The sequence below is a fragment of the Hymenobacter seoulensis genome, from assembly GCF_054780535.1.
Genome location: NZ_BAAGWD010000002.1, coordinates 1,062,831 through 1,083,707, shown reverse-complemented (window position 1 = coordinate 1,083,707; position 20,877 = coordinate 1,062,831). Strand labels below are relative to the sequence as shown.

At 56.8% G+C, this 20,877-nt stretch carries 17 protein-coding genes; 9 read left to right on the top strand and 8 right to left on the bottom strand.

Annotation, left to right across the window (positions count from 1 at the left end; genetic code table 11):
• Positions 1-30 precede the first annotated feature (30 nt).
• The 6 genes from ACYVHC_RS12490 to ACYVHC_RS12465 all read right to left on the bottom strand — a co-directional run bounded on the left by ACYVHC_RS12490 (position 31) and on the right by ACYVHC_RS12465 (position 6,066).
• Positions 31-2,418, bottom strand: a complete 2,388-nt coding sequence (locus tag ACYVHC_RS12490) for a transglycosylase domain-containing protein (protein WP_460614045.1) — start codon at positions 2,416-2,418, stop codon at positions 31-33.
• 175 nt (positions 2,419-2,593) lie between these two features.
• Positions 2,594-2,989 carry a hypothetical protein gene (locus tag ACYVHC_RS12485; RefSeq protein ID WP_460614043.1) on the bottom strand — a complete coding sequence of 132 codons (396 nt, stop codon included), beginning with the start codon at positions 2,987-2,989 and terminating at the stop codon, positions 2,594-2,596.
• Positions 2,990-3,069: 80 nt separating this feature from the next.
• The gene (locus ACYVHC_RS12480) at positions 3,070-3,312 is read right to left on the bottom strand and encodes a hypothetical protein (RefSeq protein WP_460614042.1); all 243 of its coding nucleotides are present in this window, start codon (positions 3,310-3,312) and stop codon (positions 3,070-3,072) included.
• Positions 3,313-3,381: 69 nt separating this feature from the next.
• The gene (locus ACYVHC_RS12475; protein ID WP_460614041.1) at positions 3,382-5,010 is read right to left on the bottom strand and encodes a DUF4153 domain-containing protein; all 1,629 of its coding nucleotides are present in this window, start codon (positions 5,008-5,010) and stop codon (positions 3,382-3,384) included.
• A gap of 51 nt (positions 5,011-5,061) precedes the next feature.
• Positions 5,062-5,361, bottom strand: a complete 300-nt coding sequence (locus ACYVHC_RS12470; RefSeq protein WP_460614040.1) for a winged helix-turn-helix domain-containing protein — start codon at positions 5,359-5,361, stop codon at positions 5,062-5,064.
• A 63-nt stretch (positions 5,362-5,424) separates the two neighbouring features.
• Positions 5,425-6,066: a hypothetical protein gene (locus ACYVHC_RS12465; protein ID WP_460614039.1), complete on the bottom strand. Its 642-nt coding sequence runs from the start codon at positions 6,064-6,066 to the stop codon at positions 5,425-5,427.
• Positions 6,067-6,529: 463 nt separating this feature from the next.
• On the opposite strand from ACYVHC_RS12465, the gene ACYVHC_RS12460 reads away from it, so the two are divergent.
• From ACYVHC_RS12460 to ACYVHC_RS12450, 3 genes are all read left to right on the top strand, one after another.
• Positions 6,530-7,324, top strand: a complete 795-nt coding sequence (locus tag ACYVHC_RS12460) for a class I SAM-dependent methyltransferase (protein ID WP_460614038.1) — start codon at positions 6,530-6,532, stop codon at positions 7,322-7,324.
• Between the two features lie 75 nt (positions 7,325-7,399).
• A complete protein-coding gene (locus ACYVHC_RS12455) occupies positions 7,400-8,272 on the top strand; it encodes a UbiA family prenyltransferase (protein WP_460614037.1) in 873 nt (290 codons plus the stop codon).
• Positions 8,273-8,360: 88 nt separating this feature from the next.
• Positions 8,361-9,050, top strand: a complete 690-nt coding sequence (locus ACYVHC_RS12450; RefSeq protein WP_460614036.1) for a hypothetical protein — start codon at positions 8,361-8,363, stop codon at positions 9,048-9,050.
• Between the two features lie 59 nt (positions 9,051-9,109).
• On the opposite strand, the gene ACYVHC_RS12445 is transcribed toward ACYVHC_RS12450, so the two are convergent.
• On the bottom strand, positions 9,110-9,778 hold the full coding sequence (locus ACYVHC_RS12445; RefSeq protein WP_460614035.1) for a DsbA family protein: 669 nt from the start codon (positions 9,776-9,778) through the stop codon (positions 9,110-9,112).
• A gap of 607 nt (positions 9,779-10,385) precedes the next feature.
• Between ACYVHC_RS12445 and ACYVHC_RS12440 the strand changes: the two genes are divergently transcribed.
• The gene (locus tag ACYVHC_RS12440) at positions 10,386-12,374 is read left to right on the top strand and encodes a T9SS type A sorting domain-containing protein (protein WP_460614034.1); all 1,989 of its coding nucleotides are present in this window, start codon (positions 10,386-10,388) and stop codon (positions 12,372-12,374) included.
• A 102-nt stretch (positions 12,375-12,476) separates the two neighbouring features.
• Here the strand turns inward: ACYVHC_RS12440 and rho are convergent, their stop codons facing one another.
• Positions 12,477-14,708 (bottom strand): transcription termination factor Rho, encoded by a 2,232-nt coding sequence (rho, locus tag ACYVHC_RS12435; RefSeq protein ID WP_460614033.1) that lies wholly within the window; start codon positions 14,706-14,708, stop codon positions 12,477-12,479.
• A 499-nt stretch (positions 14,709-15,207) separates the two neighbouring features.
• Here rho and serS point away from each other — a divergent pair, with 499 nt between their 5' ends.
• The 5 genes from serS (at position 15,208) to paaA (ending at position 20,798) form a co-directional block, all read left to right on the top strand.
• Positions 15,208-16,482, top strand: a complete 1,275-nt coding sequence (serS, locus tag ACYVHC_RS12430) for a serine--tRNA ligase (protein WP_460614032.1) — start codon at positions 15,208-15,210, stop codon at positions 16,480-16,482.
• Positions 16,483-16,689: 207 nt separating this feature from the next.
• Positions 16,690-18,030, top strand: coding sequence for a phenylacetate--CoA ligase family protein (locus ACYVHC_RS12425; protein WP_460614031.1), 1,341 nt, complete (start codon positions 16,690-16,692; stop codon positions 18,028-18,030).
• 42 nt (positions 18,031-18,072) lie between these two features.
• The gene (locus ACYVHC_RS12420) at positions 18,073-18,657 is read left to right on the top strand and encodes a TetR/AcrR family transcriptional regulator (RefSeq protein WP_460614030.1); all 585 of its coding nucleotides are present in this window, start codon (positions 18,073-18,075) and stop codon (positions 18,655-18,657) included.
• 2 nt (positions 18,658-18,659) lie between these two features.
• Complete coding sequence (gene paaE / locus ACYVHC_RS12415) at positions 18,660-19,739, top strand: 1,2-phenylacetyl-CoA epoxidase subunit PaaE (RefSeq protein ID WP_460614029.1); 1,080 nt, start codon at positions 18,660-18,662, stop codon at positions 19,737-19,739.
• Between the two features lie 108 nt (positions 19,740-19,847).
• Positions 19,848-20,798, top strand: a complete 951-nt coding sequence (gene paaA / locus ACYVHC_RS12410; RefSeq protein ID WP_460614028.1) for a 1,2-phenylacetyl-CoA epoxidase subunit PaaA — start codon at positions 19,848-19,850, stop codon at positions 20,796-20,798.
• Positions 20,799-20,877 lie beyond the last annotated feature (79 nt).

Genomic DNA, 20,877 nt, shown 5'->3' with positions numbered 1-20,877 from the left:
GCTTTCCTCGTTTTCTAGGCCTAGTAACGGCTATAGCTTTAAGCTATCGGGTATTTCCAAGGTCCCGTTATTCAGGTTTTCCAGCAGGTTGTCGACCACAATAGTGTCCACGGTTTCCGCTTCGCGCCGGGGCCGGGGCTCGGCGGCCGTCACGCAGTTATACTTCTTGTTGATTTTAACGGTAGGCTGCGGGAACGGACCCATCCGGATGTCCAGCTCGGGGTCTTTGTAGAGCTTCTCCATGTAACTACCGAAGATGGGCAGCGCCGTTCGGCCGCCTTCGCCCTGCTGCGAGTTCAGAAAGTGGATGCTCCGGTCTTCGCCGCCAACCCACACACCGGTTACTAGGTCCTTCGTGATGCCCATGTACCAGCCATCGGAGTAGTTGCTGGTGGTGCCGGTTTTGCCGCCAATCTGGTTGTTTTTCTTCCAGAGTTCATAGTCCCAGAGTGCCTGCGACGTTCCGCCGGGCTCTTCCATACCGCCACGCAGCATGTAGGTCATAAGCCAGGCCGTTTCGGCCGGAATCACGCGCTTCTGCTGCGGATCAAACTGCACGATTACGTTGCCGTTCTGGTCTTCGATGCGCGTCACTAGCATAGGCTCCGACCGGAAGCCCTGGTTCACGAAGGTGCTGTAGGCGTTTACCATTTCGTACACGCTTACGTCACCGCCCGAGCCTAGTCCGATGCTGGGCACCGGCAGCAACTTGCTTCGGATGCCTACTTTATTGGCGTACTTGGCCACATTATCCCAACCCACTTTCTCGGTGAGCTGCGCCGTAACGGAGTTTACGGAGCGCGCCATGGCGTGGCGCAGCGTCATGTTGTTGCCGGTGTATTCGCGCGTTACGTTGTCGGGCTTCCACTCCATGGGTTGCCCGTTTTCCACGTAGTTAATGGTCACGCGCTGGTCTCTGATCCGGTCGCAGGGCGAGTAGCCGTTGTCGAGGGCCGTGAGGTACACGAAGGGCTTGAAGGTAGAGCCCGCCTGGCGCCGGCCCTGGCGCACATGGTCGTACTGGAAGAAACGATAGTCAAGGCCCCCAACCCACGCCTTAATCTGGCCCGTGAAGGGGTCCATCGTCATCATACCGGCCCGCAGAAAATGCTTGTAGTAGGCCAGCGAGTCGAGCGGCGACATTACCAGCGTGGTGTCACCGTCGCCTTTCCAGGTAAACACCTTCATGGGGCGCTTGCGGTGCAGGGCAGAGTCCAGCAGATCGGGACGACCTTTGTAGCGGGCCGCCAGCTCCTTGTACTGCTCCGTGCGCTTCATCTGGTTTTCGATGAAGTTGGGAATCTCCTTGCCATCTTCATCCACCCACGGGTTTGAATCCCGGTTGCGCCAGAAATTATCGAAGGAGCGCTGCAGCGTCTTCATCTTACTATGCACTGCTTCCTCGGCGTAGCCTTGCATGCGTGAGTCGATGGTGGTGTAGATGCGCAGGCCGTCGCGGTACATGTCGTAGCCGTTCTTTTTGCACCACTCATTCACGAACTGGCTCACGGCGCCCCGGAAGTAGGTTTCCGGGCCATCGACGTGCTTTTCAACCTGGTATTGCAGCACAATGGGCTGGGCCTGCTGCTCTTGCACCTGTGCTGGCGTAAGCACGCCGGCCTGGCCCATACGGGTAAGCACCAGGTCGCGGCGGCGCTGCGAAGCTACCGGGTGGAATTTGGGATTGTAGGCGGTAGGGTTGTTGAGCATCCCGACCAGGGTAGCGGCCTGCTCAATGGTGAGGCTATCGGGGGAAGTGCTATAAAAGGTTTTGGCGGCTACCTTAATGCCGTAGGCCTGCGAACCATACTCCACGGTATTGAAATACAGGGCCAGAATCTCGTCTTTGGTGTAGCGGCGCTCCAGCTCCACGGCCGTCAGCCACTCCTTGGTTTTGCTGATGATGGTGCCTACTAAAGGGATGTGGCCGAGCAACCCGGTATTTTCCTTGCGCCGGGTTTTATACAGGTTTTTAGCGAGCTGCTGCGTGATGGTAGAGCCCCCACCGCCATTGCCGCCGCTGGCAACGCCCATCACGGCCCGGGCAATGGCCTTGGGGTCAATACCGGAATGCTCCTGAAATCGCACGTCTTCGGTGGCAATCAGGGCCTTTATCAGCCACGGCGACATGCTGCTGAGCGGCACCGGCGAGCGGTTTTCGCGGAAGTAGCGGCCAATCTGTACGCCATCGGCAGTGTATACCTCTGAGGGCTGCTCTACCCGCGGGTTTTCCAGCTCCTCTAGGCTCGGCGACTTCCCGAACAAGAACATAAAGTTCATGCTCACCAAAATAGGATAGAGCAGAAAGGTACCGGCCCCGATAACAAAAATCCCCCATAGCGTGCGCGAGAGAATGTTAGGCCATCGGCGGGGCGGGGCAGACGGAAGAGTTGTATTCGACGACTTAGGAGCAGACATGCAGAGCGCAGTGAAGCAAACGACACCGGACGAGCCAGCAACGGAGGCGCAAATATACCAGTTCGGGCCGGCCCACAGATGAAAAGACTTCTCCGTATGTCTGTTAGTGGCTGCGCACCTCAATGCACTAGGCCTGCACAGAGGCCAAACCGGCCCGGGCGCGCCGCTTACTGGTTTAAAAAAGCAGGTCTGGCAAGATGAAAGCGAGTACCAAGCAGGCTGCGAATAACTCTAGTCCGATGGCCAGGTAGCAGCCGATGGTTACCAGCTTCCAGAAGCCCCAGCACCACCCGCTGTCCAGGAGGTTGGTCAGTCGTCGGGTGGTAGTAACCAGCAGCCACGGAGCGATGAGCAGGCTCCCCAGCAACAGGGCTATAAGTACCGGCTTAGCCTGCGGGGTGTTCGGCCAGATTTCCTGCGCCAGCCCTAGGTTCAGCACACTAAAAATTACTAGCCCTCCGGTCCACCACAACCCAATCGGCGCCACCGCCGGCAGCGTGTATACTACAAACTGTACAAGTTGCGTACCCAGTGAGGGGCGTGGAGGTGAAGAAGAAGGAGGTGCGTTCATGAGGGGTTTAGGCTACGGTATGGGCTAGTAAAAACGTGCGCCTTGCGGCTCTCACCCGATGGACTACCAAAGCCGCAGGCTTAGCGGATGGCAATGGGCGAGGCGGTAGTGGGCGCCCACAGCAGCATTACGTGCAGCAGCGTCCAGAGCAGCAGGCCCAGCAGCAGGGCTGAGCCAGGTAGCACTACGGCTACCAGGCGGCGCCACCGCTCGGGGGTAGAGGGGGCACGTTCGCGCCAAGTCAGGAGCACGGCCAGAGCAGCCAGGCACAGCGCGCAGACTAGCAGACCGCCCAGTGTCAGGCCCAATTGAGACATGGTCATGTTGAGATAAGCTTAATGGAAAGTGTAATGGAAATATGGAAGCGGTTTGCCTTGCGGGCAGGCCTAGTACTAGCGAGCCGTCAGCTGCGCATAGGCTTCTGACTCGGCATAGGTCCAGCTTTGCCAGCTGTGGTAACGCGGGTAGGTACGCTTCCAGGCCGCCACGCGCGCCTGAATGGCCGCTTGCGCTTCGTTGGCTGCGGCCTTGGTAGTGGTATAGCTACCGGGCGAACTGATGGTGATATTATCCATACCTCCCAATATGCTTTGGCGAGCGGCCAGCTCAGGCAGTACCCGCGCGGGCATTTCCAGCAAAAAGCCCAAATCAATATGCTGAAAGCGCGGACTCAGGTTGTAGCGCACTATCCAGATTTCCCAGTTGCCGAGGGCCAATCCTAGCAGCAAGGCATAGGCGGCCAGGCTATTTAAGCGCACCAAGGAAAAAGTGGAGCGGCGCTGCCATATTTTCAGCAGCACAGTGCCCAGGCCAAACAGCGTGAGCAACAAAAACCCATACACACCAATGCGCTTATAGGCCAGCCCCGTGTTTACGATGTAGTAGTAATTGCGCAGCGCCACCGATACTACCAGCACGGCATTTTGCACCACCCACACCGTGGCGCCCCAGCGCAGCCAGTCTAAGCCTGGGCCATAGAAGTTGAGGTTCCGGCGGAAAAACCACAGCACAATGCCCATGGCTACCAGAATGCTCAGAATCAGAACGTACGTACCCTCGTGCACAAACTGGGTCAGATCGAAGCCGGGAGCTGGGGTAAAGTCAAACCAGATCCAGTTGATATCAATCACATTCACGATTGCCAGTAAGGTATTTATCAGGCCAAACACGGCTACTGCCACGAGGTATTCTTTCCGCAGATCAAGCGTGCGAAACTCCTTCGTTTGGAAGCTGGGGTTCCGTACCCCAAAGGAGGCCACCCGGTCGCGCTGGCGCCGTACAAATTCACCTAGGCGCGACTCCTGATCGAGGAAGAAGTGAAAGGGAACCACTACCACTGCTCCCGCCGTGAGCAGCAACCCCAGCAGAAAGAAGAGCACGTGCAGCACCGATATGGAGGGCAACAGCAAGGACAGCCACTCTCCTACCCTAGCGAGTACCGCTGCAGCCAGCGCCGCATAACGTGGGTTGGCAGCCGTAAACAAGCAGTGAAATACCACCAGAATAACCAGCGGCAGCAGCAACAGCCGCCCATAGAAACGAACATGACTCCAGCCGCCACTCTCGCCTCGTGGGAGCCGCAGGTAGGGCAACAGCCTGGGCCATACCCGCATAGCGCTGCCTAGGGCCGTCAGGAAGGCAAAGGCTAGCTGCTGCAAGTGCGGTTGATTAAGAAACCCCAGCACCAGTACCAGTGAGACTACGCACGCCAGTTTGGCCACGCCCGAGCCTAGTACTACCACGCCGCCTGCACTCAGCAGCACGCCAAACAGCAGGAAACGAAAGTAACCGGAGCGCCACACCGCCGCGTGCCGGGGCAACCGCACCAGATGGGCCCCTACCACCAGCAAGGTGTACAAGGCCAGATTTAGTCCAACCTCCTGGTTCCAGAACAGCACATCAAAAGCAATGGCGCCCAACGGAATCAGGAGCTTTTGCAGCGCAGAAAGCGGTACAGCACGCAGCGGAGGCTGGGAAGGTGCGGCTAAAGCAGCTGGCACGACGGTTTGAAAGGAGGCCATAATCTAAATTATTAAAGTACTTTGTATTTCAAAGTTGATGCGCAAAAAAATTTAGCCGTTACCGCGCAGCAGCTTTTCTAAAGCCGTCAGATGGTCTTGAAAAGCCGATTTTCCTTCTTTGGAGGCAGCATACGTGGTGTTTGGCTTCTTGCCCACAAACTGCTTGCTTACCAGCACGTAACCCGCTTTTTCCAGAGCCGCCACGTGGCTGGCCAGGTTGCCATCGGTGAGGTCCAGCGCTTCTTTCAGCTCGTTAAAGCTGACCATTTCATTGGCCATCAGCACTGCCATGACACCCAGCCGCACTCGGTTGTCGAAAGCCTTGTTAAGTGTATGGATGACGTGTTTCACAGAAGCAGGAAAAGCAACGAAATTCAGCAGCGCCCCAGTGGAGCCAGCTGCCAGGTTGAGACGTTAGGTGCGCTCGTAGCGGCTGTACATGAGCAGGCCATACCCAATATGCCCTAGCCCGAAACCGAGCGCAAAGAACGCCAACCCAAAGCCAGGGAGCAACACAGCCAGCAAACCCAGGGCAATTTCAGTCAGGCCTAGCCACCGAATTTCATCGAAGGTGTACTTACTAGCGTTGAGCAGGGCTAGCCCATAAAATAAGAGCAAGCCCGGCACAACCAGCCCCACAGCACCCTGCTGAAACAGCGCCACGCAAAATAAGCCTCCAGCCACCAGCGGAATCAGGAGGCTGATGGCCAAGCGGCGGCCCAGGGCGCTCCATACCGGCTGGCCAGCCCGGCGGGCGCGGCGCACAGTGAAGAAGATAGCCACGGCCAAGGCAGCCCCAATCATGCCCAGTGTCAGCACCAGCAACGCCGGCAGTATCTGCTGCCGCTCTTCGGGAGTGCTATGCAGCAGCTGTAGGTAGCCCGCCGTAGGGTAGCGCTGCTCCAGATACCAATGGCCCACCCCTGCCCCTACCAGCGCTACTACCCCTGCTCCTACGCCCGAGAGGCCACTAAGCGAGATGAAACGGGACGACCGCTCCATAATGGCGCGAATCTCGGTAAGCTGAGCAAGTGGATCGGTAGCGGGCTGCGTCATAATTGAAAAGCACTTTGTATTGCAAAGCAAGAAAAGAATTGAGCTATTTCCTAGCTTGAACTTGGTAATTTCTTCTGACTTCTTTGCGAAGCTGATAGGCAAGGGGGTTTAAGTAGCGTACCTACCTAGTAAACCGTGCATACTGGTAAGCACCAATAGCCTGATCCTGCTTGTCTCGACTATCCTAGGTAAAGCCTTGCTGAAAACCACTTTGCTTTGCTCAGGTACCTAGTAGCGCAGGCCAGCAAAACTTCCTGCTGTCAAATCCAGCTGTCGTACAAAGCTGAAGCATCTCGCTGAAGTCGTTGGCTTACTTTTACAAGCTCAGCACGTGAGATGCTCCGCCTCCACATGACGGTTTTTCGTTTGCAGCCCCCACACCGTGGCATCATATAACTGTGCGCTACAAGTGCCTGCTTTCCTTCGTTCAGCCAAAACAAGCCCTTTCGCGTAGCTTACGGCCATGAAGCTGCGTCTCCAGTTATTTGAGTTTGAAGATTTGTCTTGGTTTCCGGCGGTTATCCGGGCCGGCATGATGGATTATCTGCGCTTTATGATTTCCACTTTGGGTACCTACCAGCCCATTGTACCTCTGCTTCAGCAGGCGCTACGCAGTACCAACCAAACTCACATGCTGGAATTAGGGGCCGGGGCCGGGGGCGGCACGGCTGGCGTCTTGCGCCGGCTGCAGACCACTGGCCTTCCGGAGGCCCGCGTGACACTCACGGATTTGTACCCCCAACCGGCCGCTTGGCAGCAGTTGCAAGAGCACACTCCGGGCCTTTCGTTTGAGCGGAGTGCCGTTGATGCCACCGCCGTAGCACCTTCTCTCACTGGGTTTCGCACTATTTTCTCGGCGTTTCACCATTTCTCGCCGCCCGCTGCAGAAGCTATTCTGGCCGATGCGGTACGGCAGCGGGCCGGCATTGGCGTATTTGAGGGCGCAGGCAAACATTGGGGCGAAATTCTGCTGGCCTGCACCGTACTGCCCATCGCGCAGCTGCTCATCACCCCCTTTATCCGGCCTTTCCGGCTTAGCCGGCTCTTTTTCACCTATCTGGTCCCACTGATTCCCTTATTCACTATCTGGGACGGGTGCGTTTCCATCTTGCGCATGTACCCGCCCGAGCAGTTGCTTGCCCTAGCCCAACGTGCCGACCCAACCGGTAGCTTTGTGTGGCAGGCAGGGGTAGTGCGCCACTGGTGGGGACCCAAGGTAACCTACCTGATAGGCATACCCGCCAAAACTACTGGCTAAGCTGTAGCTTGCACACCTCGCCGGCGGCTTAGGGCCGCGTGGCGCCTGCCTCTGCCGAAGCTGCCGCTCCTTTCTATGTCTTTTGCTGCCTACCGCCGCGCGCTGCCCTTACTGCGCATTCCTTTTTCGGTGTATCTGATGCCGGTTTTCTGGTTTGGGTTAAGCGCCCTGCGGCAGCCCTTTAGCCCCATTCGGGCGGCGGGTGTATTTGTGGTGCTGCACCTGCTGGCATATCCGGCCTCCAATGGCTACAACAGCTACTACGACCGCGACGAAGGCAGCATCGGCGGATTGCGACGCCCACCCAAAGTCTCGCGCGAGTTGCTGCACCTCGTCTGGCTTTTCGATGTGCTGGCCGTGCTAGGAGCCCTGCTGCTGAGCCCGCTGTTTGCGGGGTTGGTGGCCGTTTACTTGCTGGTTTCGAAGGCGTATAGCTATGAAGGAATTCGGCTGAAAAAGTATCCGCTGGTGAGCACCGCAGTAGTGGTGGTATTCCAGGGGGCTTATACGTTCCTGATGACGCAAATCGGCGTTGGAGCCAGCCTCGCTACCCTCTCCGCACCCGACAACCTGCTGCTGGCCTTGGTTAGCACGTTGTTTCTGTGCGGCTCTTACCCGCTTACCCAGGTATATCAGCACGCGGAAGATGCCCAGCGCGGCGACCGTACGCTGAGCTTACGCCTGGGCATTCGGGGCACGTTTGTGTTTGCTGGTGTAGCGCTGGCCGGGGGTGCAGCCTTGCTAGCTGCCACCTACCTCGCCCGCCACGAGCCGCAGCATCTTCTGATATTTCTGGTTGCTACCGGCCCCGTCGTGCTGCTGTTTGGGCGGTGGGCTCATGCCGTTTGGCAGCAGGAAACCGCCGCTGATTTTGACCACACCATGCGCATGAACCAGGTGTCGTCGTTGTGTATGAGCGCGGCCTTTATCCTGATGCTGTTCTGGTAGGTTTGAGGCCAGCCAGGGGGTAGCAAATCTGTCTTCGTCAGGCATTTTTCATGTGTCGATAAGCACACCCCAACTGCCATAACCTAGTATGGTCGGGCTTGCGTACAACGTACTAGCCTCTCGCTTTTCCCAAACTCCCATGCGCCCGTATCCGCTGCTGCTTTTCCTTTCGCTGGCCGTTGCCTGCTCCTCGCCTGCTACTGAGCAAGATTCTGCCGCAGCTTCGGAGGCAGCCAGTGGCGCAGATGCTGCTCTTGAGCCAGTAGAGCCCATGGACACGGCGCGCCCCGCCGCCATACCAGCGCAAGCCGATACGCTGCTCACGGCCCGCAGCCAGCACAAGTTTTCATCGGCGGCTACCCCCGATGCATTTTCGCTGGTGTTGCGCGGGCCGGCGGTGCTTACCAGCGAAGCTACGTTCACCATCACTACTTCTTCTGGCCAGGTAATCTTCCGCGAGGTGCTGCCCGCCACTGATTTGGAGGCGGCCATGGTATATGAAATGAAAGGCCCCACTGCCACCCAGGCCGAGCGTGAAGCCTACGTCAGGCGCCGGGTGCGGGAGTTTTTTGCCGACAAAAACTTCCAGCGCCCAGCGGTGGCGGCTACGGCCACGTATCCGGCCGATACGGAAGTGCCGGCCGGCTCCGACCGCGCCGCCTGGGACGATTTGCGCCGCCGCCCAGATGCCATCAGCTTTCAGTACCTAGTGGGCAAGGAAGACCGCCACATCATTGCCTGGTCGCCACTGCGCAAGCAGGTAGTGCGCCTTCCCTAGGTAATAAAAAAGCCGAAGCGCTACTGCTTCGGCTTTTTTTATGCGGGTCATCGTTCTGCTTACTCCGTATCGAACTCGGTACCGGCCTGGCGCAGAGCTTCCGCTAAATCGGCGGCAAACGTATCGTAGGGCACATAGCCGCGTGCCAGCACATAGCCTTGGCTGCCTACGCGCAAAATTGTCGTCGGGAAGCCTTGCACGCCTATTTTGCCCACAGCGGCGAATTCAAGCAGCGTCCCGCGTATCACTTCGGGTTTAGTTAGTGCCTGCCGAAATTCAGCGGGGTCAATGCCGTGCTTGGCTGCCAGGGGTTCGTAGGTGGCTAGGTCATTCAGGTCGGCGCCGTCGCGGAAAAAGGCCTGCTGCACTTCATGAGCAAATTGTGCGGCCTGCGGTTGGCGCAACTGCCGAAACGCATGGATGGCCCGGCACGGGGGCTCGGAGTTCAGCACGTAGCTGCCTTCTTCTCCCCTAGCCCGGAACGCCGCTCCAACCGGCACCCCAGTTACACGCTCCATCTGCTGCAGGGCTCCTGATAATGTCGGCCACTCTTCGCCGATAGGGCCAACCTGCTCGCCTGTTATCATCCCGCCGCATAGCACCGACACGTCTACTAGCCCGGTAAATTCCTGCTGCGCGCGCCGGATAACGCTGCTCATGCCGTAGCACCAGCCACAGAGCGGGTCAGAGATGTAAAGAAGTTCGGGGAGGTCGGGTTGCTGTTCCATAAAGCAAAGAACACATAGACCGAAGCCTAACTCCAAGTTTATCCGATAATCTGTTGTGAGGTTGTACTTAATAATGCGCCATATAACAGGGCTAATATCAACTTTTCTTTTATATATAAATTATCATATACATATTTAGAAAAGACAATTTTTTATTGTTTATTTAATGATAGTAGTCTGAATAGCTGTTTGAAAACCAAACTAATTCTCTACGACCATGAGCCAGCAGAAATACTCATTAGGCACACTCACCAAGGGAGCCGCTTTTACTGCAGCGCTCCTGCTAGGAGGAATATCGGCTTCACTAGGAGCGACATTGCGTTGGATTGGCACTTCCGGTATAGCTACTGATTTTAACAACGCTAGCAGCTGGGAAACAGTGAACCCTACTACCTATGTAAGGACTGGAGCAGGAACTGCCCCCACCAGCGCCGACATTTTAGTTTTCGACGGAAGTACCAGGGCTAATCCTATTGTACAGAAAGAAATTGGCAGCATAACAGTGGGTCAAATAATTCTAATAAACAATGTGAGTGTTGATTTGCTTGGGCCCTCTACTAGTAATGGAGCAGGTACTATACTAGTAAACAACCTGACTGGAAACGATTTGCAAGTACCATCAGGATCAAGCTTAACCTTACGGTCTACTGCCTCTACCACCAACCGTTACATCGTTATCTCGCTTACATCTGGCGCTACGGGCGTAATAAATGGAGTGGTGAACCTAAACGGTAATACCAATGGTCAGCCGTTGCCGCAACGCCTGACGGCAGTGAGTGCCAATGCTATCCAGGTGCAAACTGGCGGTTCTATCATTGCGCGCAGTATTTACGGGCACCCTTTCGGAACCAGCGGGTCTATTCCAAGTGGCAATCCTAATGATGATATAGTTGGGGGCTCAGGTTCTGTTGTGTTTAATTCCGGTGCCACCTTTCAACAACTTTCCGGAACTGATCCATTCACTCCATTCAGCAATGGCGCTAGCCCGGTTGCAGTATTCAATGCTGGCAGCACTTATATTTATTCCGGTGGCACCCTTTCCCCGGTGGGCCAGCAGTATGGCAACCTAGAGCTGCGCACGGCCGCTACTGTGGCTGGCACTCGCAACCTGGTTGTTCTTAATAACCTTACCGTATCGGGCGCTACGGCCAACCTCAACGTAATTGGGGGCACACCGCCGGTTACCACGGCTACACCCCAAATAGCCGGTACCACAATCGGGGGGGATATTATCATCAATGCCAATGGTGCTACCGCCGGCAGCCTCATATTTAATCCCGGCTCTGCTAGTAATGTAACACTGAACGGAGCAGTTGCACAGTCAGTGGGTGGAATTGGCAGCGGCACGGGCTCCGGCACCTTAACCTTTGGCAGCCTGGCCCGCCTAGTGGTGAACAACACCTCCACGGGTGGCGTAACGATGCTTAAGCCCGTGACAGTGGCCGGGCTTACCTTAACCAATGGCCTTCTTACTACCCTACCAACCGGCGGAGTCAGCAACGTAATTACCGTGCCCTTCGCGGTTAACTCCAGCTCCGATGCCCTGGTTACCGGGGGCAGCCCAACCAGTTTCGTGAATGGCCCGCTTACCCGCGTTATTACGGGCACCGAAACCGGCCAACCAACTATAGTGTACCCCATTGGGGCCATTCGGGGTACTACGCCGGTGTACCGGCCCTTAACGTTCAACCCCAACCAGCCGTCGGCCAGCTCTTATACGGCGCAGCAGTTTGAGGGCTCGCCGCCCGCCCGCAGCTTCCCGCCCTCTGATCCGGCCAGCATTAAGCGCGTATCCCGCATCCGCTACTTTACCCTGACTGCGCCAGGAGCGACTTTTAACAATGGCAGAATTACGCTTTCCTTCGGGACAGATGATCAGGTTGATAATGCTGGTTTCCTGCGTATTGCCCAGAGCGTAGGCTCCAATTGGGTGAGCGTGGGCGGCAATACCAGCTTTACGGCTATTACTCCTCCTTATTACGCCGGCGCTATCACTTCTGGTATTCCGTTCAGCACCCTGGGCGATTTTGTACTATCAAGCACGCAGCTAAGTCAGGCTCCTGGCAATAATCCTCTGCCCGTTGAGCTGACCAGTTTTTCCGCTTCCCGCCAGCCACAGGGCGTCTTGCTGAAATGGATAACCGCTGCTGAAAAAGGTAATGCTTTCTTCGAGGTGCAGCGAAGCCCCGATAGAGAAGCCTTTACTGCGCAGGGTCGCGTAAACGGCAATGGCACTACCGCCACGGGCGCGGCGTACTCCTTCCTTGACCGCACTCCCCTCTCAGGTACCAGCTACTACCGCCTGCGCAAAGTAGACGTGGATGGCACCGAAGTATTTTCTCAAGTAGTGGCCGTAAGCGGCAGCCACGAGCTGGAAGCTTCTTTCTACCCAAACCCCAGCAACACCACCGTTACCCTGCCTGCTACTGGTAGCCTAGTGAAATACCGGATCTTCTCCTCCACGGGCCAGAATATGGTTACCGGCGAAGCTCTCGGTGGCTCGGAAATTGACATCCAGAAGGTGCCGGCCGGCCTGTATTTCGTGGAGCTCACTAGCGGAGATAAGCACCGGGTGCAGCGCTTTGTGCGGCAGTAAGTGGCCGTTAGTTTACTAGGTCCAATACCAGCTCAAAGGCCCGTTCTGCAATTGCAGAACGGGCCTTTGAGCTGGTATTGGACCTAGTGTGTTTCTGACTAGTTAGCCATTCATGGCCATCAAGAACTCTTCGTTGTCGCGGGTGCCTTTCATGCGGTCCTTCAGGAACTCCATTGCCTCAGAGGCCGTCATATCCGACATGAACTTGCGCAGCACCCAGATGCGGTTGAGCTCGTCCTTGCTCATGAGCAAGTCCTCGCGGCGGGTGCCGGAAGCCGGTACGTCGATGGCGGGGAAGATCCGCTTGTTGGCCAGTTTGCGGTCCAGCTGCAATTCCATATTGCCGGTACCTTTGAATTCCTCGAAGATAACCTCGTCCATTTTGGAGCCGGTTTCAATCAGGGCCGTAGCAATGATGGTCAGCGAGCCGCCATCCTCTACGTTTCGAGCGGCACCAAAGAAGCGCTTTGGCTTGTGCAGGGCATTAGCATCCACACCACCCGAGAGAATTTTACCGGAAGCTGGCTGCACCGTGTTGTAGGCGCGGGCCAAGCGGGTAATAGAGTCCAGCAGAATTACCACATCGTGGCCGCACTCTACTAGGCGCTTGGCTTTCTCCATCGCAATGGTGGCAATCTTCACATGACGGTCGGCCGTTTCATCGAAGGTTGAGCTGAGCACTTCGGCTTTCACCGAGCGAGCCATGTCCGTCACTTCTTCCGGGCGTTCGTCAATCAACAGAATCATCAGGTACACCTCGGGGTGGTTTTCGCTGATGGCGTTAGCAATTTCCTGCAGCAGCACCGTTTTACCCGTTTTAGGCTGGGCCACAATCAGACCGCGCTGGCCTTTACCGATAGGAGCAAACAAGTCCAGAATGCGGGTGCTGTACTGCCCCGATTTAGTGGTCAGCTTCAGACGCTCCTCGGCAAACAGCGGCGTGAGGTTGTTGAACGGAATCCGGTCGCGGGCTTCTTCCACGCTGCGGCCGTTAATGCCTTCCACGCTTACCAAGGCAAAATACTTCTCGCCGTCGCGGGGCGGACGAATAGTGCATTTTACCGTATCGCCGGCCTTCAGGGTGAACTGCTTTACCTGCTGCGGCGACACATAAATATCATCGGGCGAGGCTAAGTAGTTGTAGAAGGGGCTGCGTAGGAAACCATAGCCACCATCGGGCATCATTTCTAGGGTACCGTCGCCGGGAATCGTAATATCGAACTCCTGACGGGCGGGGCGCTGGTCGGGCTGGCGCTCTGGGCGCTCGGCACGCTCAGGGCGGGGCTGTTCTACGCCACCGTTCAGCTGACGCTGTTCCATCCGTTGCTGACGCTGCAACTCGCGAGCGGCGTATCGCTCTTCGCGGCGCTGCTCCCGTTGCTCGCGGCCATCTGGCCGACCGCCTTCCCGCAGGGCGCGGGGCTGCTGGTCCATCCGGCCCTCACGGCCGCTACCTTCAGTACGGAAATCAGCACGGGGGGCATCATTGCGCGACTCCCGGGGCTGGTCATTGGCGCGGCCATTGCCTTCTGCCCGGCCTTCACGGCCACCTTCGCCCCGGAACTCGGACCGAGGCGCGTCGTTGCGGTACTCGCGGCCTTCGCGGAAAACCCGAGGCTGCTCAGGGCGGCCTTCGCGGGCCGGAGCCGGACGGGTTTCAGGAGCGGCAGTATAGGTTTCGGCGGGAACGGGAGCTAGCTCCGATACCGCAGTTGGGGCAGCCTCTGCGGGCGCATCTACTTCGGCTACGGCAACTGCTTCATCCGAAGAAGCCAAGGGAGCCACAATGGGCCGGCCAGCACGGTCGGTGCGGGCGCGGCGCTCAGGGCGCTGGTACAATTTCACGGGGCGCTCCGGGCCAGCTTCGGTATCTGCCTCAGGCGTTGCGTTGGGGGCCGGAGTCTCCGGTACCTCGGCAGCCGGGGCAGCTACACGCGGCGCAGCCTCTGGTTCAACTGCCGGAACCTCAGCCACGGGAGCAGGTGCTTCTACCACCGCTACGTCAGCTACAGACGCCTCGGCGGTAGCGCGGGCCGGGGCTTTGGCGCGGGTTGCGGCAGGGCGCGGCGCGCGGGGTGCCCGCGGCGCAGCCGTTTTGGCAGCCGGAGCAGCAGCAGGCTCCGCAACTGGGTCAGCTACAACCTCGGACGCAGCGGCCGCGGCCGATTTAACTTTTTGAGGAAGCTTATCTGGGGGCGTTATAGCTTGCTGGTCGAGAATCTTGTAAATCAGATCCTGCTTGCTGAGTTTCTTGAAATTGCCAACTTTCAGGTTTTCAGCAATTTCTTTTAGTTCGGACAACAGTCGGTCCTTTAACTCGTCAATAGTGTACATATAGGAAGCTGAGCGAAAAAATCAGGCGGGGAGGCAAATAGCCAAAATGGGCAGCACAGGGCATTCTGGGCACAGGGAGCAACCGCAGTGCGGTGCCAAACGCAAAGAAAAGCGGTGATAAAAAATCCTTGGGTGGGGGCCGGGCGGCAGTAGAGAAAACTTCAGGCCAGACGCGGGAAAAAGCCCCAACAGGTCCGGCAGCCAACTCCGGCTTATACGTGCAATGTTAGCGCAATACACCGGAACTGCCAAATCCTGTTACAGATTTTGCAGATTGGATTGAGTACGGAAGTTACGGCAAGAAGGATACAGGTAGCCAGCCGCTTATACCGCAACCTTCTCGGCTCCATTATCATTCCCAACCCCACTTCTTTGTCAATTAAGGCCTAGGCCTAAAAGTAGCCTTAATCGAAGACAGCTTGATTTTTTTGAGCCGGTCCGTATCAATACAGATAAGCCGTTTACTTTTGTCTGATTCCATTTCGCGTTTTCTGCCGTTATGCTGCAAGTTTCTGTCCTGAGAGAGCACACCGATGCCGTGCTGGCCGGTTTGGCCAAAAAACACTATAAAACTGCCGAAGCCGATGTGCAGTCTATTCTAACCCTTGACCAGCGCCGCAAGGAACTGCAAACCGCTCATGACTCGGCCCAGGCCGAAGCTAATGAGCTGGCCCGGCAGATTGGCGGCCTGATGAAATCGGGCGATAAGGCCGGGGCCGAAACCCTGAAAGCCCGCACTGCCGAGCTCAAGCAGCAAACCAAAGCCCACGCCGACGAGCTCAGCCAAGTGGAAATTGCGCTACAGGAACAGCTTTACAAACTACCTAACTTACCCCACGCCAGCGTACCCACTGGCCGCTCCGCCGAAGATAACGAGGTAGTACGCGAAGTGGGCCAGCAGCCTACGCTGCCGGCTGGTGCTCAGCCCCATTGGGAGCTGATCAAGAAGTACGATATCATTGACTTCGACCTCGGCGTAAAAATTACTGGCGCTGGCTTCCCCGTATACAAAAAGCAAGGCGCCCGTCTGCAGCGCGCCCTCATCAACTTTTTCCTGGATGAGGCCCGCGACGCTGGCTACACTGAAATTCAGCCGCCGATTCTGGTAAACGAAGCCTCCGGATACGGTACCGGCCAACTCCCCGACAAGGAGGGCCAGATGTACCACGACGCCCAGGATAATCTCTACCTCATCCCGACGGCTGAAGTACCGATTACTAACCTCTACCGCGACGAGATTGTGGCGGTTGATAAGCTGCCTATCCGGAATGCGGGCTACACGCCGTGCTTCCGCCGCGAGGCGGGCTCCTGGGGTGCCGATGTACGCGGCCTCAACCGTCTGCACCAGTTTGATAAAGTAGAGATTGTGCAGGTGGCTTTGCCGGAGCAGAGCTATGCTATTCTGGAGGAAATGCTGGCCCACATTGAGGGGCTGCTCCAGAAATTGCAGCTCCCCTACCGCGTGCTGCGCCTCTGCGGCGGCGACATGGGCTTCACCTCGGCCCTGACGTACGATCTGGAAGTGTGGAGCGCTGCCCAAGGCCGCTGGCTGGAAGTATCGTCGTGCTCGAACTTTGAAACCTATCAGGCCAACCGCCTGAAGCTGCGCTACCGCGGCGAAAACGGCAAAACCCAGCTCCTGCATACGCTCAACGGCTCGGCGCTGGCTCTGCCTCGTATTGTGGCGGCGTTGCTTGAAAACAACCAGCAGGAAGACGGTATACATCTGCCGGAGGTGCTCCACTCCTACTGCGGTTTCAGCAAGATTAGCTAACAAACCAACCCTAGTAAAAGCCCGCCGGACAGATGTCCGGCGGGCTTTTACTTTTCAATGGGCTGAAGGATTTACTACGCTCTCGCTCATGAGTAACCCCTAGCAGGCGCTTAACCGATAATGAGCTCCTTGAAAGACTAACAAACATTAGTTTGTACGCGTTATTATCTTTACTTTGGTCCTTGCGTCACCTGTCTTCTCCCACCCATGTTGTTCAATCCTGAAGTTGAGTGTTTGCCGCTCCCGCAGCTCCGGGCGTTGCAAAACGTGCGCCTTAAGGAGCAGGTACAGTACGTGTACCAGCGCGTACCATTTTACCGGCAGAAACTCGATGAATTGGGCATCAACCCCAATACGTTTAAGGGCTTAGAGGACCTAGGAAAGCTAGGCTTCACCCAGAAAAAAGACTTCCGCGACAATTACCCATTTGGCTTATTTGCCGTGCCTCAGCCGGAGGTGGCGCGCTTACACTGCTCCAGCGGCACCACTGGCAAAGCCACTGTAGTAGGCTACACCGCCGAGGACTTGCAGATTTTTGCCGAGGTAGTGGCTCGCTCTCTGGCCGCTGCCGGCTGCCGACCGGGCATGAAACTCCAGAATGCCTACGGCTATGGCCTGTTTACCGGCGGCCTTGGCATCCACTACGGCGCCGAAAAGCTGGGCCTGACGGTTATTCCCGTTTCGGGGGGTAGTACCGACCGGCAGGTGCAGCTGCTGCAAGACTTTCAGCCTGAAATCATCTGTGCTACTCCCTCCTACGCTCAGGTGCTGGCCGAAGAACTAAAGCGGCGCCATGTTCCGCTAGAAACCCTTAACCTGCGCTACGCCGTGCTGGGCGCCGAGCCCTGGAACGAGGCCATTCGCGACCAAGTGCAAGAGGGACTGCACGTGCAAGCCACCAATATTTACGGCCTCAGCGAGATTATGGGGCCGAGCGTTTCGCAGGAAGACGTGGACGAACGGGGCACGGGCAGCTACATTTGGGAAGACCATTTCTACCCCGAAATAGTACATCAGGAAACGGGCGAGCCCGTGGCCGAGGGTGAGTATGGCGTGCTGGTGCTCACTACCCTCACTAAAAAGGCCATGCCCATTCTGCGCTACTGGACCGGCGACATCACCAACCTTTCTTACGAGCACTCCCACAAACGCACCCACGTGAAAATGGGTCCCATCCGCGGCCGTGCTGATGACATGCTTATCATTCGGGGTGTCAACTTCTTTCCAACGCAAGTCGAAGACATTATCAGCAGCCTAGAGCATGTAAGCCCCTACTACCAGGTGGTGGCTTCGCGCCGGGGTAACTTAGATGAGGTGGAGGTAAACGTAGAAATTGCGGAGACCCTCATGCGGGAGTTGGGCCTAGACTCCTTAACCGATGACATTGTGCAGCAACACGACCGCCTGAAGTTGCTGAAAGGAGCATTTGCCAAGAAAATCAAAGACAACATTGGCCTGAGTATGAAGGTAACGCTGCTTGCGCACGGACAGCTGCCGCGTAGCGAAGGCGGGAAATTGAGCCGCGTCAAAGATTTGCGCAATCTTTAGAAGGCCGTTGGCGTACGGCTACTGACCCTCTACCACCCACCTATGATTACGACTCGCAAAACCAACAAGCGCCAGCTTATTCTGGAAGAAGCCGCGAAGCTGTTCAAGCAAAAAGGCTTCAGTGGCGCCTCCATGCGCGATTTGGCCGGCGAAGTGGGCATTGAGGCCGCTAGCATGTACAACCACATCAAGTCCAAGGACGAGATTCTGGAGCTGATCTGCTTTCGGGTATCGGGCATGTATATTTCTCAACTGGCCGAAATTGAGGCTACCAGCGCATCGTACGTCGAGAAAATCAAGGCCCTGATCAGCCTCCATATTAGGCTGATGATTGAGGATGGTGCCGCCGTATCGGTAGCCAACCACGATTGGAAATACCTGCCCGAACCAGCTCTAACGGAGTTTAAAAACACGCGCAAGCAGTACGAAAAAGGCTTTGCGGCCCTCATTGAGCAGGGCATTGCGGCCGGTGAGTTTCAGCCTGTGAATGTGTCGGTGGCCTTGTTTACCATTCTATCGGCCGTGCGCTGGGTAGAGCTGTGGTACCGCCCCGGCCGCGAGCTATCGGCCGAAGAATTGGAAGCCAACATTATTACCATGCTCCTTACCGGGCTGGAGAAAAAGTAACCATGAGCCGTTTTCATAAAGTAAAAATCAAGAGCATCGTCCGCGAAACCCCGGACTGCGTGAGCGTGTCCCTGGACGTGCCCGCCGACCTACGCGAGACGTTTAAATTCACCCAGGGCCAGTACCTTACCTTCCGCCGCGAACACGAGGGCGAAGAGTTGCGCCGCTCCTACTCCATTTGCAGCAGCCCGCTTGATAACGAGTGGCGCGTGGCCATCAAGAAGGTGCCGGAAGGCCGTTTTTCCTCGCTGGCCGTGGAAAAGCTACGGGTAGGTGAAGAGTTGGAGGTGATGCCGCCGATGGGCCATTTCTACACGGAGTTACATCCTGATCAGCAGAAGCTTTATGTGATGTTTGCGGCGGGTAGCGGCATTACGCCGGTAATGTCCATCATCAAAACGGTGCTTCTGACGGAGCCTAACAGCCAGGTGTACCTGATTTATGGTAACCGCGGCCGCAACTCCATAATTTTCAAGGAGGAAATTGAGGCCCTGAAAAACAAGTTTGTTAATCGCCTCAGCGTCTACCACATCTTGAGCCGCGAGCAGGGCGACACCGACCTGCTGTTCGGCCGCATTAACGCCGACAAAGCCCGTCTGTTTTTGCAGAAGATTGTGCCCGCCCGCGAAATTGATGAGTGCTTTATCTGCGGCCCGGAGGAGATGATCAACGATGTGAAGGACGTGCTAACTGAAGCGGGAGTAGCTCCTGAGAAAATTCACTTCGAGATGTTCACCTCGGCTGGTGGTGCCCAGCGTGCCGCTGCCCGCCAGGCCCAGCGCCCCGCTGGCGAAGACGATAAGCACAGCCAGGTAACCGTGCAGTTGGAAGGCACGAAGCGTATTCTGGAAATGTCGTACTACGGCGACACCATTTTGGATGCCCTGCTAGAAACTGGCGCCGATGCGCCCTACTCCTGCAAAAACGGCATGTGCAGCACCTGCCGCTGCCGCGTGACGGAAGGCGCCGTAGAAATGGATGTGAACTACTCTCTATCCGACACCGAAGTAGCTAAAGGCTACGTCCTCTCCTGCCAGGCCCGCCCTACCTCGGAGAAAGTGACTGTGGATTTCGACCAGTAAGCAACCTAGTATTAGATTTTACTAGCCCACTTAGAACTTTAGGAGCTAGAACCCAAACTTTTCTCTACATTTAACTAACGAATGTTAGTTAAGCTTTGTTAAAGAGGCATGGAAACGCTAGAACTCACCCAGGAAGAACAGTTTCAGGCCCGTATTGATGCGGATGTGCGCATCGAGCCCAAGGATTGGATGCCTGATGCCTACCGTAAAACCCTCATTCGCCAGATTTCGCAGCACGCGCACTCTGAGTTGGTGGGTATGCTGCCAGAAGGCAACTGGATTACGCGGGCTCCTTCGCTCAAGCGCAAGTCCATCTTGCTGGCCAAGGTGCAGGACGAAGCTGGCCACGGCCTCTACCTGTACTCGGCTGCTGAAACCCTAGGTACTTCCCGCGACCAAATGCTGGCCGACCTGCACTCCGGCAAAGCCAAGTATTCGAGCATTTTCAATTACCCGACCCTGAGCTGGGCCGATATGGGCTGCGTGGGCTGGTTGGTAGATGGTGCCGCCATTCTGAACCAAGTGCCGCTATGCCGCACTTCGTATGGCCCGTATGCTCGCGCGATGGTGCGCGTGTGCAAGGAGGAAAGCTTCCACCAGCGCCAGGGCTTTGAAATCATGCAGACCTTATGCGAAGGCTCGCCGGAACAGAAGGCTATGGCGCAGGAAGGCCTTAACCGCTGGTGGTGGCCCACGCTGATGATGTTCGGCCCGAAGGACTCTGAGTCGCCTAACACGGCCCAGTCGATGAACTGGCGTATCAAGCGCTTCACCAACGACGAGCTGCGCCAGAAGTTTGTGGACATGATGGTACCTCAGGCCGAGTTTCTGGGCCTCACGGTGCCCGACCCCAACCTAAAGTGGAACGAGGCCAAGCAAGGCTACGATTTCGGCGACGTGGACTGGGAAGAGTTCTGGAACGTGGTGAAGGGCAACGGCATGTGCAACAAAGAGCGTTTGCAGGCCCGCGTACAAGCCCACGAAGAAGGTGCTTGGGTACGCGAAGCTGCCTTGGCCCACGCCGAAAAACGCAAGCAGCGCGAAGCCGTAGCCGCGTAGCCCGTTCTGAATTACCCGTTCTGCTGAGCTTGTCGGAGCATTTTGCTTGAGTTTGCGGAGTTCCCACCCAGCTCCAGCT

Excerpts from the sequence above, each read along its gene's own strand:
- ACYVHC_RS12475 (WP_460614041.1), bottom strand. The coding sequence starts at position 5,010 with ATGGCCTCCTTTCAAACCGTCGTGCCAGCTGCTTTAGCCGCACCTTCC.
- paaA (WP_460614028.1), top strand. The coding sequence starts at position 19,848 with ATGGAAACGCTAGAACTCACCCAGGAAGAACAGTTTCAGGCCCGTATT.
- ACYVHC_RS12420 (WP_460614030.1), top strand. The coding sequence starts at position 18,073 with ATGATTACGACTCGCAAAACCAACAAGCGCCAGCTTATTCTGGAAGAA.
- ACYVHC_RS12480 (WP_460614042.1), bottom strand. The coding sequence starts at position 3,312 with ATGACCATGTCTCAATTGGGCCTGACACTGGGCGGTCTGCTAGTCTGC.
- ACYVHC_RS12445 (WP_460614035.1), bottom strand. The coding sequence starts at position 9,778 with ATGGAACAGCAACCCGACCTCCCCGAACTTCTTTACATCTCTGACCCG.
- ACYVHC_RS12425 (WP_460614031.1), top strand. The coding sequence starts at position 16,690 with ATGTTGTTCAATCCTGAAGTTGAGTGTTTGCCGCTCCCGCAGCTCCGG.
- ACYVHC_RS12450 (WP_460614036.1), top strand. The coding sequence starts at position 8,361 with ATGGTCGGGCTTGCGTACAACGTACTAGCCTCTCGCTTTTCCCAAACT.
- ACYVHC_RS12490 (WP_460614045.1), bottom strand. The coding sequence starts at position 2,418 with ATGTCTGCTCCTAAGTCGTCGAATACAACTCTTCCGTCTGCCCCGCCC.
- ACYVHC_RS12485 (WP_460614043.1), bottom strand. The coding sequence starts at position 2,989 with ATGAACGCACCTCCTTCTTCTTCACCTCCACGCCCCTCACTGGGTACG.
- serS (WP_460614032.1), top strand. The coding sequence starts at position 15,208 with ATGCTGCAAGTTTCTGTCCTGAGAGAGCACACCGATGCCGTGCTGGCC.
- ACYVHC_RS12460 (WP_460614038.1), top strand. The coding sequence starts at position 6,530 with ATGAAGCTGCGTCTCCAGTTATTTGAGTTTGAAGATTTGTCTTGGTTT.
- rho (WP_460614033.1), bottom strand. The coding sequence starts at position 14,708 with ATGTACACTATTGACGAGTTAAAGGACCGACTGTTGTCCGAACTAAAA.
- ACYVHC_RS12455 (WP_460614037.1), top strand. The coding sequence starts at position 7,400 with ATGTCTTTTGCTGCCTACCGCCGCGCGCTGCCCTTACTGCGCATTCCT.
- paaE (WP_460614029.1), top strand. The coding sequence starts at position 18,660 with ATGAGCCGTTTTCATAAAGTAAAAATCAAGAGCATCGTCCGCGAAACC.
- ACYVHC_RS12465 (WP_460614039.1), bottom strand. The coding sequence starts at position 6,066 with ATGACGCAGCCCGCTACCGATCCACTTGCTCAGCTTACCGAGATTCGC.